Genomic DNA, 16701 nt, shown 5'->3' with positions numbered 1-16701 from the left:
AAACGGCCTGGTCGAGGGAGATTACCTAATTTGCCGGTTTCTCAGCGGCGTTTTGTCCTGAGCCGTCCCCATCTTTGGCGGCGGCCAACAAAGCCTGACCGGCCCGCAGGTCCTTGAGCATGTTGCAGAAGAGCGCGCCCTGTTCGATCGCGTCGTCGAGCGCGACGTGCGTGTGCGGATGCTCGTCGAACCAGTGTCTCGGGAAGCGCGGCTTGATGTTCTTGCGATACGGCAGGCCGGTCATCGCGAACGCGAGCGTCTTGATGTCGAGCGCCGACCACGAAAACGGGCAACGGCCGACAAAACGCATCATGTACCAGAACATATAAGTGAAGTCGAAGCCGGCCGGCATCGCGACGAACACCGGCTTGCCCGGCAGCGCTTCAACCCAATCCACATAGGCAGTCAGCGCGGCGGCGGGATCTTGCAGGTCCTTACGACAGGCGATCCACGCTTCGGGCTGCGTCTTCCACCACGCTTCCTGCACCGGATGCGGTTTCGCGCCGTCGAGCAACGCCAGGTTCGCCGAGAAGGTGGCGATCAGTTGCTTGTCTTCGGTATAGGCGGCCGAGGCGAAACTCAGCATGGAATGGGGACCGGGAATTGGGCCGTCCGCTTCGACGTCGGTGCTCACATAGATTTCGCTGCTCATGCCTCGACTCCGTCGGCGACGTAGGGATTGCTGCGGCGTTCGGCGCCGAACGTCGACGTGGGTCCGTGGCCCGGCACGAAGGTGACGTCGTCGCCGAGCGGCCAAAGTTTCTCGCGGATCGAGCGCACCAGATCCGCGTGATTGCCGCGCGGAAAATCCGTGCGGCCGATCGAGCCGGCGAACAGCACGTCGCCGACCAGCGCGAGCCGGTGCGCGCGGCTGAAGAACACCACGTGACCGGGCGTGTGCCCGGGGCAGTGATAGACCTCGAGGGTTTCGTCGCCGAACAGCACGGTCTCGCCGTTCTGCAGCCAGCGGTCCGGCTCGAAAGCCTCGGCCGCGGGAAAGCCGAAGCGCGTGCTTTGGTCCGGCAGCTTGTCGAGCCAGAAACTTTCGTCCGGATGCGGGCCTTCGATCGGCACGCCGTAATGCGTGGCCAGCGTCTTCGCGCCGGCGCAGTGATCGATGTGGCCGTGCGTCAGGAACACTTTTTCGACCGTCACGTTCTGACGCGCGATTTCGCCCTGGATGACGTCGAGATCGCCGCCCGGATCGACGACGGCCGCGCGTCCGGTTGCCTCGCAAACGAGCAGCGAGCTGTTCTGCTGAAACGGCGTGACGGGGATCAAAGTGACTTTCATGGATGGGGGCGCCGCTGGAAAAACGTTGATTGTACCGGCCTGCGCGCTACGCCCGCCCAGGGCCTGAAACGCCCGGCCCAGCGGGCTTTGGTGCGCCTATTTTTGCAGCAAGCGTGAAAATTCATCAAGGTTTTCAAGCGCTTGTCATCTCAAAAATTTCTTTTGGGTATAATGCACCCCATGCCTAGGGAACTGGGCATGCCACAAGGCGATGCGTCCCCATCAAAAATGGGCACGCGGATCGCCACTCAAGTTTGGGCTGTCGCACTGCTGGACAGCCATCAAGTATCGAGCTTTCGATGCACACGTCTTGCCCAGCCAGGTGCCACGCGCCTGCTACGGACTTAACTGCCGTGACGCTGGGTGGGGCCTACGCCGCCGTTCCTGTGCGCTGAGTTCCGCGCGCAAGAACGTGTTTGCCACGTTCGATGGCGGCATGTGGGGTCTGGTCAGGCTGCCGGGGACAGGTTGCGCCAGACGTGAAAATTAACCGTGCGGTAGCGGCCGATTGGGCCGCATCCGGGCTTTGACGTTCTGCGCAGACTTGCGCGGCGCGTTGTCGTCCATTGCCGCCGGAGTCGCAGGCAACACGCTCAACTTCGCGTGATGCGGCTCGACATTGTGATTGCACGTCTTATGAAAACTCGGTTATCCCGTGGTCTGGGGACTCTTTTTGCCTTTTTTGTGCTGGCTGGTTGCGCCACGCCTCCGGGCACCGCGAACACGTCCGCCAACGACACGCCGCTGAGCACCAAAGCGGCGCAGGCAGGTTCCTTCGGGCCGCAAGCCTTCGGTAGCGCGCCGGCCTCCGGCGCAAGCGCTGCGGGCTCGTCGCTGGCCGACGCCAAGCCGCTAACGGACGATGGTTCGGACATTTCGGACTTTCATCAAACCGGTCGCGCTTCGTGGTACGGCCGCGGCTTCCACGGTCGTCGCACCGCCAACGGCGAACGCTACGACATGCATGCGCTGACCGCCGCGCATCGCACGTTGCCGCTCGGCTCGTATGTACGCGTGACCAACCCGGCCACGTCGCGCTCGGTCGTCGTGCGGATCAACGATCGTGGCCCGTATGCGCGCGGCCGTGTGATCGATCTGTCGATGGCCGCGGCGAGCGTCCTCGATATGCGTCATGCCGGCACGGCGCGCGTCAAGATTGAAGGTCTGACGCAGCAGGAAGCACGCGCCGAGATGAACGAAACGCTGGCGTCGAACTCGGGTTCGAGCAGCGATAAGTGATCGAAAATTCATGGTGAGGCTACGGGTGCGAGATGGACGCGCTCGTAGCATGACGGCGGCGGCAGTCCATGCCATCTCTGTCAAAAAAGAAAAGGGCCGCGAGGCCCTTTTCTTTTTGTCCGACTGCTTATTCTTCTTCGGGGTCGTCTTCGGCTTCGTTGTCTTTCTTCAATGCCAACGCGCGCGCGTACAGCGCGTTGCGCGACACCCCGGTGATCGACGCCGCGACCTTCGCCGCGCTGCTCACCGTCAACTCTTCCAGCAGGATGCTCAGCAACGCGTCGTGATCGTGTTCGCCGGTGGCTTCCGGCTGCGCGCCTTCCACCACCAGTACGAATTCGCCGCGCTGCCGGTTCGGATCCGCGGCGAGCCACGTTGGCCCTTCGGCCAGGGTGCCTTGGTGCAGCGCTTCGTGTAACTTTGTCAGCTCTCGCGCGATCAGCAGTTTACGTTCGCCGCCGAACGCGTCGGCCAGCGCCTGCACCGTTTCGACGATCCGGTGCGGGGCTTCGTAGAACACCATCGCGTAAGGATGGCGCGCGAGCTCCTGCAATGCGGCGGCGCGGGCCTTCGGTTTGGGCGGCAGGAAGCCGAGGAACGAGAACGTCGCGACCCAGTCGCCGGCTGCGCTCAACGCCGTGGCGAGGGCGCTCGCGCCGGGCAGCGGAATCACGGGGAAGCCCGCTTCGCGCACGGCGTCGACCAGTTTTGCGCCGGGGTCCGAGATGCCGGGCGTGCCCGCGTCGGATACGTAGGCCACGCGTTCGCCTGCTTGCAGGTGTTCGATCAGGCGCTGCGCCGCGGCCCGCTCGTTGTGCTGATGCACCGCGACGAGCGGCTTCGAGATGCCATAGCGCGCGAGCAGTTGGCCGGTGTTGCGGGTGTCTTCGGCAGCGATACGGTCCACCAGTCCGAGCACATGCAACGCGCGCAGCGTGACGTCGGCGACGTTGCCGATCGGCGTGGCCACCACATACAGCGCGGCGGTGGGGTACTGCTGCCCTTGCGCGAGTTCGGAGAGAGGAGTCATGAGGCAGAAGACACAAACAGACGGAAAGAGGCCGCCATTGTGCCACGCAGCGCCGGGCGTTCTGGACGCTGCGGATGGTGAGCGGCGGGCGAGGGCATCGCCGTCCGCCACCCCGCACAACTTTTCAAGACCGGCGGGGTCCAAACTCGTCGGCGCGGCTTTCGAGTTGCGCGCGCAGGAGTTTTTGCAGCGGCAGCGTTTGCGGTTCGTCGCGCGTAACGTGTCGTGCCGCGGCGGCGAGATCGATCTGGTGATGAGCGACCGTGACGGCGCGCTGGTGTTCGTCGAAGTCCGCGCGCGGGCGCAAGGTCAATATGGCGGCGCGGCGGAGAGCATCGACTGGCGCAAGCGGCAGCGCATCGTGCGTGCGGCGCAGCATTATCTGGCCACTCGCGGCCGCTGTTCGCGCGATCAACCCGCGTGCCGTTTCGACGTGATCGCGTTCGAAGCCGGCCGGCTCGTATGGTTGCGTGACGCGTTTCGCGCCGACGAAGTCTGAGGTCGCGCGCGGAGAACCCGCGTGAGTACGATAAACTTGCGCTCGCGTCCGGGCCAAGGGGCGACGCGGATTACGCGACACGTAGGGTACTTTGCGATGCATCGACGCTACCGCACCACGTTACCGGCCAGCTTCAACGGCGCAACACGACTCGCAATACGACTTCACAACACGGCCGCGCAGTGCGGCCCATTCGCGGTAGAAGATAGAGACTCGATGTCAGTCGAACGCATTCAACAGCACTTCCGCGACAGCGCGGCAGTCAAACTCGAAGCCCTCGAAACCCTGTCGATGCCGATCGCCGCAGCGATCGACACGATGTTCGGCGCGCTCGCCAACGGCAACCGTATTCTGGCGTGCGGCAACGGCGGCTCGGCTGCCGACGCGCAACACTTCGCCGCCGAGCTGATCGGCCGCTTCGAGCGTGAACGGCCGGGCTTGCCGGCGATCGCGCTGAGCACGGATACCTCCGTGCTGACCGCCATCGCCAACGACTATTCGTTCGAGCAGATTTTCTCGAAGCAGGTCTGGGCGCTCGGCCAGCCGGGGGACGTGCTGCTGGCCATCACCACGTCCGGCAATTCCGCCAACGTGCTGGCCGCGATCGACGCCGCGCACGAGCGCGAGATGATCGTAGTCGCGCTGACCGGCAAGGGCGGCGGCCGCGTGCAGGACGGGTTGAGCGATACCGACATTCACGTTTGCGTGCCGTCGGATCGCACCGCGCGTATTCAGGAAGTGCATTTGCTGACCATCCATTGTCTGTGCGACGGCATTGATGCCATGTTGCTGGGCGAAGACTGAGATTGATTCCGAAGGAGAGCTAGTTGATGAGCGTATTCCGCGTCAAGAAGACACTGGTGAGAACCGTGCTGGTGGTTGGGTTCGCGGCGGGCCTGTCCGCGACGTTGCAGGGTTGCTTTCTCGCCGTTGCCGGCGCGGCGGGCGGCGGCGCGCTGGTGGCGACCGACCGGCGCACGCTGGGCGCGCAGACCGAAGATCGCGAGTTGCAGGTGAAGGCGCTCTCGCAGATCAGCCAGAATCTGCCGGACAACGCGCACGTCAACGTCGCGGTGTTCAATCGTCGGGTGCTGCTGACCGGCGAAGTCGCCGGCGACGTGTCGAAGCAGCGCGCCGAGACGATTGTGCGTGGCTTGAACAACGTCAACACGATCGTCAACGAACTGGCGATCATGCCGGCCAGTTCGTTCTCGTCGCGCACCAACGATACCTATCTGGAAACGCGCGTGAAGACCGCGCTGATCGCCGAGAAGAATATTTCGGCGAACAACTTCAAGGTGGTGGCCGAGCGTGGCTCGGTGTATCTGATGGGTCTCGTCACAATGGACGAAGGCAATCGCGGCGCCGACGTCGCGAGTCGCGTGCCGGGCGTGGTGCAGGTCGTGAAGCTGTTCCAGTACATCCAGCCGCAGGAAGCTGCAGCGGCGGCTGCGGCAGCAGCGACTGCGCCGGCGACGGGCGCGTCGCAGCCGGACGCGAATGCGCCGACGGTCGGCGCGATTCCGGATTCGTCGGTGAGCTCGCGGCCGCTCGATCAGCAGGCGCCGGCGCCGGTCACCAATTCGAACGCGGTGCATCCGGGTAATCCGAAGGCGACTGCGCCATGAAGCGGGGTGTGATCGTTGTTGGGTCGGTATTGGTTGGGGCGGTGGTGGGACTGTTTGTGTCCAGCGCGCATGCTGCGGATGCGCCGGGTGGGCAGAGTATCGCTAATTCGAATGCTTGTATGGGATGTCATGCGGTGGACCGTAAACTGGTTGGTCCGTCGTTCCAGCAGATCGCCGCGAAGTACAAGGGTGACGCGCAAGCGCCGGCTAAGTTGGCGAGTAAGGTGAAGAACGGTGGGTCTGGCGTGTGGGGGATGATTCCGATGCCCGCGCATCAGTCGATGAGCGATGCGGATATTCGGACGGTGGTCGATTGGGTGCTGAAAGGGGCGCCGTCGAAGTGATGGTTTGGTGGGGGTTGGGGCTAGGCAAAAGGGAAAATGCCTGTGCTAGAATTGTTCGCACGTTGGGGGGGTAGCTCAGCTGGGAGAGCGTCGCGTTCGCAATGCGAAGGTCGGGAGTTCGATCCTCCTCCTCTCCACCAAATTCTTCCTTTAAAACCAGTCACTTAGACTGGTTTTTCTTTTTGCGCTACTTACCGGTGTCGTCTGGTTTGACACCCCGCAGGGTGACATCAGGGTGACGGGACAGTTACCCGTCTGGTAGAAGGATGGCATACGCTCCAATACCGGGTCAACAGCCGCGACGGGGGCTCCCGCTTGCGTCAGAACTTGACGCTCATCCCTCATCGTCGGACGTGCGGTCTTCTTCAGCGATGCGGCTCTTCTCTCGAAGCAAAGCCAGCACAGTATCCCGATCATCGTAGAAGTCGTGCAGTAGGTATGCCGCGTATTCCTTGGCTACCTTCACTTCCGAAGGTGTGACTTGTCGCCATTCTTCGTGCAGCACATAGTTTCCCAAGGTACGAATCTCGTCGTGTGCACGTTTGCGGCGTGACGCCGTAATGACTCCGTCGGCGGCGGCGAGGTCAATCTGCTGTTCGAGTGGTGTGCCCTTCTTCAGCTTGTAGCCGTTTGCGCGGAGCGTTTTATCCAGTACAGAGCGAAATAGGGCGGCAGCAGCGCGATAGCACCCCGCCTCGGCGCACTCCTCACCTTCCCTGAACTCTTTCACTATGCCCTCTGGAACGTCATCAGGCAAAACTTGGCGAATCTCAGCTTCGGGATAGAAGTCGGTCATCTGAGTTTCCGTTAGGCCATTGCGTAGATTCGACGCCAAAAGCGTGATGAGTGCCCCCGCACCACAGCCTGTGCACCGGGCCAGCCTGTATATCTCGGTCTCGCCTGCATCCACTTGACGATATATCTGCCCGTATGGCCCGCGCTGTGGGTCTCCGATAAGAAAAGAGGTCAGCGCACCGCTGCAAGTAGGGCAATTCGCGACGACGTGTCCGTGCTCGTTCATTGTCGCCATGGTCGTACCTTTTGTCCGGATTAGTCTGCATAGCATTCTGCTGGATATTTACTGCGCTGTGGACAAGGCAGGAGTGTCGCAGGCAGCCGACGCGGGGTACCGGAAGGCATAATGTCATCCTTGCTGCCTGCTGGCCCCACCTTCAAACGACAAGCAAATATGACCGCCCTCGAAACACTACTTGATACCTTCCGCCACGCCGCCGTCACGGAACGGGAGAAGGGAACCTACTTCGAAGAGTTGATCGTTTGTTATTTGCGGAACGAAGCGGACTATCGCGACCGGTACAGCGATGTGTGGACCTATGCGGAATGGGCCAACTTGCAGGGGCTGGACAAACGCGATGCCGGTATCGACCTTGTGGCGAAGACGCGTGGCACGGATGAGTACCACGCGATACAGTGCAAGATGTACGCGCCGGACTATAAGGTCCAGAAGGGCGATATTGACAGCTTCTTCACGGCATCGGGCAAGAAGCCGTTCACGCGCCGGATCATCGTCGCAACGACGAATCATTGGAGCGAACACGCCGAAGACGCCTTGCTAGACCAGCAGCCGCCCGTTAGCAAGATCGACCTGACGGCGCTCGAAGAGAGCCAGATCGATTGGGGCCAGTATCAGGCAAAGGCCACACCGGTCATCAAGTCCAAGAAGCAGTTGCGTCCGCACCAGACCAGTGCCTTGAATGCGGTCGTTCACGGTTTGGCAGAAGCCGACCGTGGCAAACTAATCATGGCGTGTGGGACCGGGAAGACGTTCACTAGCTTGAAGATCGCGGAGACGTTGGCCGGTGCGGGCAAGCGGGTGCTGTTCCTTGTTCCAAGCCTGTCGCTACTCTCCCAGACCTTGACGGAATGGACGCAAGAAAGCGAGACGCCGCTTCATAGCTTCGCTGTCTGCTCAGATAGTGACGTGGGTAAGAAGCGCAAGAAAGAGGACGATATGGTTCAGACCTTCGTCCATGAACTGCGCTATCCAGCCACGACCGAACCGGCCCGACTGGCGGCAGAGATGACGAAGCGGCACGACGCGTCGCATATGAGTGTCGTGTTCAGCACCTATCACTCTATCGACGTGATTAGTCGCGCCCAGAAGCAGTTCGGGTTGGGCGACTTCGACCTGATCGTTTGCGACGAAGCCCACCGAACGACCGGCGCTACGTTCGGCAATGACGACGAAAGCACCTTCGTCCGGGTCCACGATGCGGATTACATCCGCGCCGCCAAGCGCATTTACATGACGGCGACGCCACGTATCTATGGCGACTCCGCGAAGGCCACGGCTATACGTGACGACGTGGCCTTATGTTCGATGGACGACAAGGCGCTGTACGGCGATGAACTGTTCGTCATCACGTTCTCGGAAGCCGTCAAGCGTGGCCTGTTGGTCGATTACAAGGTGATTGTGCTGGCGGTCGAGGAAAAGCACGTCAATCGACGCCTGCAAGGCCTGCTGCGGGATGACAACAACCAGCTAAAGGTGGACGACGCTGCCAAGATCGTCGGCTGCTGGAAAGCCCTTTCAAAGCAGGGGTTGACCGAAGACTTGGTTGGCGATGGTGATCCCATGAAACGTGCAGTGGCCTTCTGTCAGGTCATCGAAGTCTCGAAGGGAGCGAAGACGCACAAGGTTAGCTCCAAGCAGATCAAGAACATGTTCCAAGCGGTCGTTGAAGCGTATCAGGAGTCTGAAGAGACGGAAGAATTCGAACAGGCGGCGCGACTTCACTGCGAAGCCGAACACGTTGATGGCGGCATGAACGCCAGTGAGAAGGAAGCGAAGCTGGCATGGCTGAAAGCCGAAACGCCCGAGAACACCTGTCGCATTCTCAGCAACGTCCGATGCCTGTCCGAAGGTGTGGATGTTCCCGCACTAGATGCCGTGCTGTTCCTGACACCGCGTAACTCGCAGGTTGACGTGGTGCAGTCGGTCGGTCGCGTGATGCGCAATGCACCGGGTAAGAAGCGCGGTTATGTGGTTCTGCCGGTGGTGATCCCAGTTGACGTTGAACCACACGAAGCCCTGAACGACAACAAGACCTATGCCGTCGTATGGCAGGTTTTGCAGGCACTGCGTTCGCATGATGACCGCTTTGACGCGATGGTGAACAAGCTGGACCTGATCGGCAAGGACACCAGCAAGATGGAAGTCATCGCGATCACGGATAAAATTCAGAAGAAGCAGGAGAAGGCCAAAGGGCCGAAGAACAAGGACGCCGGTAAAGGCGGATTCACCATCGGCGAAGCGGTCAAGAAGCGCACAGAACCTGACCAGCATGAACTGCAATTCGAGATCGGCGAAATCGAGAAGGCCATCTACGCCAAGCTGGTCCAGAAGGTCGGCAACCGACACCATTGGGAGGATTGGGCCAATGACATCGCCAAGATCGCCCGGACTCACATCGACCGGATCACCGGAATCATCGAGAACCCCGAGAACACGAAGGAGCGTGCAGCCTTCCACGCCTTCGCCCACGAACTGCGTGACGACCTTAACGGCAGTATCACCGATGCCGAGATCATTGAGATGCTGGCGCAGCATCTCATCACGAAGCCGGTGTTCGATGCCCTGTTTGAAGATTACAGCTTCGCAAAGCACAACCCGATGTCGCTTGCGATGCAGAACGTTCTGGACGTGTTGCAAGAACACCGACTGGACAAGGAAGCCGATACGCTGGAACGGTTCTATGAGAGCGTGAAACTTCGTGCCGAAGGCATCGACAATGCGGCAGGCAAGCAGAAGATCGTCGTTGAGCTATACGACAAGTTCTTCCGCAACGCCTTCCCGAAGATGACTGAGCGGCTGGGTATCGTCTATACGCCTGTCGAAGTCGTGGACTTCATCATTCATAGCGTCGGCCATGTGTTGCAGACTGAATTCGGTCAAACCTTAGGTAGCAAGGGCGTTCACATCATCGATCCCTTCGTTGGAACGGGCACGTTCGTTACACGTCTGCTGCAAAGCGGTCTCATCAAGCCCGAGGAACTGCCGCACAAGTACAAGCACGAAATCCACGCCAACGAGATCGTCCTGCTGGCTTACTACATAGCTGCCATCAACATAGAGGCGGTGTATCACGGCATTGTCGGCGGCGAATACCAACCGTTTGAAGGTATTTGTCTTGCGGACACCTTTCAGATGTATGAGAAGGAAGACATGGTGGATGCGTTGCTGGCGCAGAACAGTGCCCGTCGCAAACGCCAGAAAAAGCTGGACATCCGAGTCATCTTCGGCAATCCGCCGTATTCAGTCGGTCAGGACAGCGTGAATGACAACAATCAGAACGTCGCTTACCCTCATCTCGATACTCGCATTCGAGACACATATGCAGAGCGGTCGAGCGCCACGAACAAGAATGCACTGTACGACAGCTACATTCGAGCGATCCGGTGGGCCAGTGACCGGATCGGTAAGAACGGTGTCATCGGATTTGTGACCAACGCAGGGTTCCTTGAAGCCAATACAGCCGATGGCTTGCGCAAATGTCTCGTCGATGAGTTTAGCAGCATCTATGTGTTCCACCTGCGCGGCAACGCACGTACTTCAGGTGAGTTGCGCCGCAAAGAGAAAGACAACGTGTTCGGGACGGGCAGTCGCGCCCCGGTTTCCATTTCGATTCTTGTGAAGAACCCGGACGCCGGGCAGCACGGCCAAATATATTTTCACGACATTGGTGATTACCTGACCCGCCAAGAGAAGCTGGACAAGGTCCGTGAGTTTGCCAGCGTGGCTGGAATTATCAAAGACGGCGGTTGGCGATCTATTACACCTGACCAACACGGGGACTGGCTGAAGCAGCGCGATGATCGATTCCGTGACTACGTCGTGATGGGTGACAAGACTGGCGCAGTCGTAGACAAGTTGTTTGCAAACTACTCATCGGGTATCCAGACAAATCGAGATGTATGGTGTTACAACTCGTCTAAAGCTGGCGTTGTGACCAACGTGGGCCGCACGATCGACGCATACAACAGCGAGGTCCGACGCTTTGGGAAGGCTCACCCCGGACTGGACAGGAAAACGCGCGAGGCCAAGATTGATGGATTCATCGATACCGATCCGACTCGGATAAGTTGGACGCGCGGACTAAAGCAGGAACTGGTAAGGGGGAGAGAGTATGGCTTTGACGCAGCGTGTCTCGCCACAAGCCTGTACCGCCCCTTCACCAAGCAGTGGTTGTACTTCGACCGAGGACTTAACGAATATGTGAACCAGATGCCTCGTATGTTTCCCGAGGCGGCAGCAGAGAACCGAGCGATCTGTCTAACTGGCATCGGTGGAAACAAAGAATTCTCTTGTTTGATGGCTGGTGTATTGCCGGACGTTCAAGTTTTTTCAAACGGCCAATGCTTTCCTATGTACCTGTACGGCGATGCAGAAGAAGGCGATAAGGTTTCGCCGCAGGTCGGCCTCTTTGAGGCACCGCACCCCGCGAGGTCACACGTTAAGCGGCGCGATGCGTTGACCGACGAAGGGCTTTCGCACTTCCAGTCAGCTTATCCGGGGGAGCAGATCAGCAAGGAAGACGTGTTTTACTACGTCTACGGATTGCTGCATTCGCCGGACTATCGCGAACGTTATGCCGACAATCTCAGCAAGGAACTGCCGCGCATTCCGTGCGTGAAGACAGGTTCCGACTTCTGGGCGTTCTCGAAGGCTGGCCGCAAGCTGGCCGATCTGCACGTGAACTATGAGGCGGTCGAAAAGTACCCGTTGCAGATCGACGGTGGCGGCCTGCTGCTGACTGACGCGGATTACCGTGTCGAGAAGATGCGGTACGGCAAGGACAAAGACCTGACTACCTTGATCTACAACGACAAGATCACGGTGAAGGGTATCCCGCTGGAAGCGTATGAATATGTAGTCAACGGCAAGCCCGCTCTGGATTGGGTCGTTGAACGCCAGTGCGTCAAAACCGACAAGGATAGTGGCATCGTCAACGACGCGAACGACTACGCTATCGAGACGATGAACAACCCGCGCTATCCGCTTGAACTGTTCCAGCGGGTCGTGACGGTCAGTCTGGAAACGATGACGATCGTGAAGTCGTTGCCGCCTCTCGATGTTCAGACGCCGGGACCGAGTGTAGGACAGTTGATCGAATCGAAGGACACGCAGGACACACTTCCTGTTTGATTTACTGATGTCGGGGATGCTGGATGAACTGGAAGCGAACGCGGCTGTTCACGCGCCGGTGGCTTTGGTACACGATTCACGATGCGTTCGCGCAGACATTCGGATGGTTGACGCTGTTCGGCAGTTCGTCTGGCGGGTACATCCTAGCGAAGATCGGTGTTCGCGTGTCCAGCGATCAATTGACCAGCAACGTTGTCGGCGCTGTTGGCGGCTTTGTTGTTGGCGTGGTCTTCTATGCGATAGTGGGTGTCTTCAAGACCCGACGTTACATGCAGCCGCTTGCATTGTCGATCACGGACGAGGTGCGGTCGCCGGACTTCACGTTCAACGCTCAGTTCCGTGGCTACAGTGTGGCGACCATCGTGCAGAACCGGTCAGACGTTTTTCTGAAAGACTGTAGCGCCTATGTGATGAATGCCCCGCTGTACGATGGATCGACCGGCCCACGCTTCGTCGAGAAATTCGACCTGCCGCCGAAGTCGAAGAGAACGGTGTTCATTGCCTACTGGTTTTCGCGACAACCGCCTAACCCTGATGACAAGGACATTGGGTTGACCGGTCCGGTTGACGCATGTTTCGGCGGTAACGTGTGCAGGGTTACGGGTCCAGCGATTCTCCGCGTTCGCATTCACCCGCAGGACTTAGATAGCAAGGATGTTTGCTGTCGTGTGTGGATTGACGGGAGTGAACGAAGATTGAAGGCTGCGTGTTGATTTGCACTGAATTCTGACCCACCTGACACGGTGATTTGCATCGAATATTGACCCACGTGGAACACACTGGCCCGCTGTGCAGCTAGCGGGAGAACGGAGTGATCGACATGGCAATATTGAGCATCATCCGACGCTGGCATTATCGCGATCATGTCTCGCTACGCGAGATCGCCAAACGGCTTGGCGTTTCAAGAAACACCGTCAGGCGCTATATACGTGCCGGCACCGTAGTGCCCACCTATCCGGAACGGCAGAGCCCGAGCAAGCTCGACGGATTTGCGGCCAAGCTCGCCGGCTGGTTAAAGACGGAAGCAAACCGGCCGCGCAAACAGCGCAGAACCCTCAAGCAGATTTACGCTGACCTCACCGTGTTGGGATTCACAGGGTCCTACGACCGGGTCGCCGCCTTTGCGCGCCGCTGGCGACAGGAGCAGCAGGAGCAGGCAAGGAGCGCAGCACGTGGCACCTTTGTGCCGCTGACCTTTGCACCCGGAGAAGCATTCCAGTTCGACTGGAGCGAGGACTGGGCCGTGATCAACGGCGAGCGCACCAAGTTGCAGGTTGCGCAGTTCAAGCTCAGTCACAGCCGGGCGTTCTTCCTGAGGGCCTATCTGCTGCAAACCCACGAGATGCTGTTCGACGCTCACTACCACGCGTTCGTGGCGTGGGGCGGCATTCCGCGCCGTGGCATATATGACAACATGAAGACCGCTGTCGACAAGGTTCGTCGTGGCAAGCTGCGGGACGTCAACGCGCGCTTCAGCGCCATGGTCAGTCACTATCTGTTTGACGCCGAATTCTGCAATCCGGCCTCAGGCTGGGAGAAGGGGCAGATCGAGAAGAACGTTCAGGACAGCCGTCACCGGCTGTGGCAACGCGTGCCGGCGTTCGGTTCGCTCTCTGCATTAAACGACTGGCTGGCCGACCAGTGTGTCCTGCTCTGGCAGCAGACGCAGCACCCTGAGCAGGACACAACGATCTGGGACGCGTGGTCGGTCGAGCGACCCCATCTGATGCCGGTCGGCCAGGCATTCGACGGCTTTGTCGAGCACACCAAACTCGTCTCGCCCACGTGTCTGGTGAGTTTCGACCGCAACCGGTATAGCGTGCCGGCGGCATTTGCGAACCGGCCCATCAGCCTGCACGTCTACGCGGCCCAGCTCGTCTTCGTCGCCGAAGGGCAGGTCATCGCGGAGCACGTCCGGCGTATCAACCGCAGCCATGATCGCGGAGAAACCATCTACGACTGGCGTCATTACCTCGCAGTCCTGCAGCGCAAGCCTGGAGCATTGCGCAACGGCGCGCCGTTCGCAGAGTTTCCTGCCGCCTTCAAGCGGCTGCAGACAATCCTGCTGAAGCACGCCGGTGGCGACCGGGAGATGGTCGAGATACTGGCGCTGGTGCTGCTGCACGACGAACAGGCCGTACTCACCGCCGTCGAGCTGGCACTTGAGGCCGGTGCGCCCTCAAAGCAAACGGTGATGAACGTCCTGAGCCGGCTGCTTGACGGGGCTCCCGTGCCTCCGCTGCAGACGCCCCAGGCCTTCGCCCTGCGCGTCGAGCCGCAAGCCAACGTCGGCCGTTATGACGACCTGAGAGGCCGGGAGGATCATCATGCAGCCTGACGCCATGATGGAAATGCTCAAGTCACTGAAGCTGCACGGCATGGCCCAGGCGCTTGGCGAGCTGGCCGCGCAGGATTCCCCCGCGTACAAGTCGGCATCGCTAGTTCTGGCAGGTCTGCTCAAGGCGGAGATGGCGGCCCGTGAGGTACGTTCACTGGCCTATCAGATGAAGGTCGCCCGCTTCCCGGCGTATCGGGATCTCAACGGCTTTGACTTCGGTTGCAGCGATGTCAACGAAGCAACCGTGCGTCAGTTGCATCGGTGTGAGTTCATGACATCGGCACACAACGTCGTGCTGGTCGGCGGACCGGGCACGGGCAAAACGCATCTGGCGACGGCGATTGGCGTGCAGGCGATCGAACATGATCGAAGCCGCGTGCGTTTCTTCTCCACCATTGAACTCGTCAATGCGCTTGAGCAGGAGAAGCTGACTGGAAAGCCTGGGCAACTGGCTGTGCGTCTAATGTACGCCGACCTCGTCATCCTCGACGAACTGGGTTATCTGCCGTTCAGCCAGACCGGGGGCGCCTTGCTCTTCCATCTACTGAGCAAACTCTACGAGCGCACGAGCGTCGTCATCACAACCAATCTGAGCTTCTCTGAGTGGGCCAACGTCTTCGGCGACGCGAAGATGACCACGGCGCTGCTCGACCGGCTCACACACCACTGCCACATTGTAGAAACCGGCAACGATAGCTATCGTTTCAGGAACAGCACGACACAGCCTGAAAAGGAGAGAAAACGAACCCCGAAACACCCAACCTGAACCCCAAAACTGGATCAAAGGGTGGGTCAGTATTCGATGCAAATCCTGGGTCCGGATTCAGTGCAAATCAACAGCGACACGCCATAGAGCATCGGATGCTCGGTCCACAGCCCCTGCCGCGGAGGAAGCTTGCATACTGCCGCTCGCGCCGCGTTGAGCTTCTTGCGAAACGCACGCCACAGAACGCCGTTCACGAGCGCGTGGCTGGCGCGGTTCAGAAACGATGGGACCCGCGTGGGCGGAAAGAACGGCGAGGCAAAAGCACGCGTCGGGGTGATGGGAATCAGGCCGGCGCCGATCGCTTTTACGCCGAGGTATTCGGCAGCCGACAATCCCACGAACGCCGCGAGACCGGAGACGATCATGGCGTCGCATCCTTCCCCCGCCGTCACCGTTTCGCGAAGCCAGGCCTCCGCATGGTCGTTCGCGATGCCCGCCAGCGCGTTCGCCGTGTTGTTGAAGCGGCTTCTTCCCGCCACGGCACCGGCGCCGCTCAGAGCCGGTTGCAACGTGGCCTTGATGTCGCCGGCCAACGCGGTCACCGGAATGCCCAATGCCCGTCCCGACTCGAGCGTTGCCCGGTCTCCGAGCAAGTGCGCCTCGTGCCCTGCGGCGGCGAGCGCCGCACACAACGCGGCCAGCGGTCGCGTATCGCCTTGGGTGCCATACGTGACGACGACGAATTTCATGACTTCCCGGCCCTCCTGCCTGTCGACTTGGTGGACGTAGTCGATGTCCTCGCACCATTGACGAACAGGTCGACGACGGCCGCGAACTCCCGTTTCAGTTTGAGTCCCGGCAGCGTCAGCCAGCGCATCAGCGCGCCGAGATACAGGTGATGGAAGAGCGCGGCCAGGTGCGCTGCGGGGAGGTCGTCACGCAACTCGCCCGCAGCCTGAGCTTTGGCGATCAGCAGCGCAAAACCGTCGGTCATATCGGCCTTCGAGGCTGCGTCATCGCGCCCCGGCGACGGCGCAAGGCTGAGAAAGCGAAACCGGATATACGGCAACAGCAACGAACCATGCTTTTCGCACCAGGCCGCGGACGCGTCCAGCAGCAGGGACAACGCCGGCACGAAACTGGTTTGACGGGCTATGCGCGGCTGCAGACGGATCAGGTCCGCCTCCAGTTGCGCGTGAATCCAATGCGCCAGAACCGCTTCCTTGGTCGCGAAATGGTTGTAGAGCGTGCCCTTCGCGACATCCGCGCCGGCTGCGATCTGTTCCATCGTCACAGCGTCGAAGCCGTGCGTTTCGAATAGATGTACGGCGGTTTCAGCCAGCAGCGCTTGTGTCTGGCTCTGCTTGCGCGCGCGTCGGCTGGAAGGATTGGGATCGGGCATGATGTTCTATAAAAATAAACGACGTTTAAAATTGAACGTCGTTCAAATTTATCATG

Annotated in this window: 14 protein-coding genes, 1 tRNA gene and 1 pseudogene; 10 read left to right on the top strand and 6 right to left on the bottom strand. The window is 60.1% G+C overall.

Translation table 11 applies throughout. From position 1 onward, the window contains the following. Positions 1-25: 25 nt before the first annotated feature. Together FA94_RS18780 and FA94_RS18775 are read right to left on the bottom strand one after the other, a co-directional pair. Entirely contained in the window at positions 26-652 is a 627-nt protein-coding gene (locus tag FA94_RS18780) for a 3'-5' exonuclease family protein (protein WP_035553959.1), read from the bottom strand. Further along, entirely contained in the window at positions 649-1293 is a 645-nt protein-coding gene (locus FA94_RS18775) for an MBL fold metallo-hydrolase (RefSeq protein ID WP_035553957.1), read from the bottom strand. The genes FA94_RS18780 and FA94_RS18775 overlap by 4 nt, the downstream gene beginning before the upstream one ends. Before the next feature lie 636 nt (positions 1294-1929). On the opposite strand from FA94_RS18775, the gene FA94_RS18770 reads away from it, so the two are divergent. Then, positions 1930-2532: a septal ring lytic transglycosylase RlpA family protein gene (locus tag FA94_RS18770; RefSeq protein ID WP_502690841.1), complete on the top strand. Its 603-nt coding sequence runs from the start codon at positions 1930-1932 to the stop codon at positions 2530-2532. A gap of 127 nt (positions 2533-2659) precedes the next feature. Here FA94_RS18770 and rsmI read toward each other — a convergent pair whose 3' ends face one another. Continuing rightward, positions 2660-3562, bottom strand: a complete 903-nt coding sequence (rsmI, locus tag FA94_RS18765; protein WP_035553952.1) for a 16S rRNA (cytidine(1402)-2'-O)-methyltransferase — start codon at positions 3560-3562, stop codon at positions 2660-2662. Between the two features lie 37 nt (positions 3563-3599). On the opposite strand from rsmI, the gene FA94_RS18760 reads away from it, so the two are divergent. The 5 genes from FA94_RS18760 to FA94_RS18740 all read left to right on the top strand — a co-directional run bounded on the left by FA94_RS18760 (position 3600) and on the right by FA94_RS18740 (position 6173). Beyond that, positions 3600-4061: a YraN family protein gene (locus FA94_RS18760; RefSeq protein WP_502690840.1), complete on the top strand. Its 462-nt coding sequence runs from the start codon at positions 3600-3602 to the stop codon at positions 4059-4061. A gap of 216 nt (positions 4062-4277) precedes the next feature. Continuing rightward, positions 4278-4865 carry a phosphoheptose isomerase gene (locus FA94_RS18755; RefSeq protein WP_035553948.1) on the top strand — a complete coding sequence of 196 codons (588 nt, stop codon included), beginning with the start codon at positions 4278-4280 and terminating at the stop codon, positions 4863-4865. A 26-nt stretch (positions 4866-4891) separates the two neighbouring features. Continuing rightward, positions 4892-5689 carry a BON domain-containing protein gene (locus FA94_RS18750; protein WP_035553945.1) on the top strand — a complete coding sequence of 266 codons (798 nt, stop codon included), beginning with the start codon at positions 4892-4894 and terminating at the stop codon, positions 5687-5689. Continuing rightward, positions 5686-6033 carry a c-type cytochrome gene (locus FA94_RS18745; RefSeq protein ID WP_035553943.1) on the top strand — a complete coding sequence of 116 codons (348 nt, stop codon included), beginning with the start codon at positions 5686-5688 and terminating at the stop codon, positions 6031-6033. The genes FA94_RS18750 and FA94_RS18745 overlap by 4 nt, the downstream gene beginning before the upstream one ends. A gap of 64 nt (positions 6034-6097) precedes the next feature. After that, positions 6098-6173: transfer RNA gene (locus FA94_RS18740), tRNA-Ala, on the top strand. A 194-nt stretch (positions 6174-6367) separates the two neighbouring features. On the opposite strand, the gene FA94_RS38070 is transcribed toward FA94_RS18740, so the two are convergent. Continuing rightward, on the bottom strand, positions 6368-6829 hold the full coding sequence (locus FA94_RS38070) for a DUF4145 domain-containing protein (protein ID WP_197070224.1): 462 nt from the start codon (positions 6827-6829) through the stop codon (positions 6368-6370). A 345-nt stretch (positions 6830-7174) separates the two neighbouring features. Between FA94_RS38070 and FA94_RS18730 the strand changes: the two genes are divergently transcribed. From FA94_RS18730 to istB, 4 genes are all read left to right on the top strand, one after another. After that, positions 7175-12199 (top strand): DEAD/DEAH box helicase, encoded by a 5025-nt coding sequence (locus tag FA94_RS18730; RefSeq protein WP_231584986.1) that lies wholly within the window; start codon positions 7175-7177, stop codon positions 12197-12199. Between the two features lie 23 nt (positions 12200-12222). Next, positions 12223-12912, top strand: coding sequence for a hypothetical protein (locus tag FA94_RS18725; RefSeq protein WP_035553938.1), 690 nt, complete (start codon positions 12223-12225; stop codon positions 12910-12912). A gap of 107 nt (positions 12913-13019) precedes the next feature. Beyond that, on the top strand, positions 13020-14537 hold the full coding sequence (istA, locus tag FA94_RS18720) for an IS21 family transposase (protein ID WP_156126484.1): 1518 nt from the start codon (positions 13020-13022) through the stop codon (positions 14535-14537). After that, a complete protein-coding gene (gene istB / locus FA94_RS18715; RefSeq protein WP_035546074.1) occupies positions 14527-15303 on the top strand; it encodes an IS21-like element helper ATPase IstB in 777 nt (258 codons plus the stop codon). The genes istA and istB overlap by 11 nt, the downstream gene beginning before the upstream one ends. A 47-nt stretch (positions 15304-15350) precedes the next feature. On the opposite strand, the pseudogene FA94_RS18710 reads toward istB, so the two are convergent. Together FA94_RS18710 and FA94_RS18705 are read right to left on the bottom strand one after the other, a co-directional pair. After that, positions 15351-15992, bottom strand: a pseudogene (locus tag FA94_RS18710) (glycosyltransferase family protein); the annotation flags it as partial. Continuing rightward, a complete protein-coding gene (locus tag FA94_RS18705; RefSeq protein WP_063771789.1) occupies positions 15989-16645 on the bottom strand; it encodes a TetR/AcrR family transcriptional regulator in 657 nt (218 codons plus the stop codon). The gene FA94_RS18705 and the pseudogene FA94_RS18710, both read right to left, overlap by 4 nt. Between the last annotated feature and the right edge of the window lie 56 nt (positions 16646-16701).

The organism is Burkholderia sp. 9120, assembly GCF_000745015.1.
GTDB lineage: Bacteria > Pseudomonadota > Gammaproteobacteria > Burkholderiales > Burkholderiaceae > Paraburkholderia.
Note: the sequence above shows the minus strand (reverse complement) of the source record. Positions and strands in the feature narration are given on the sequence as shown.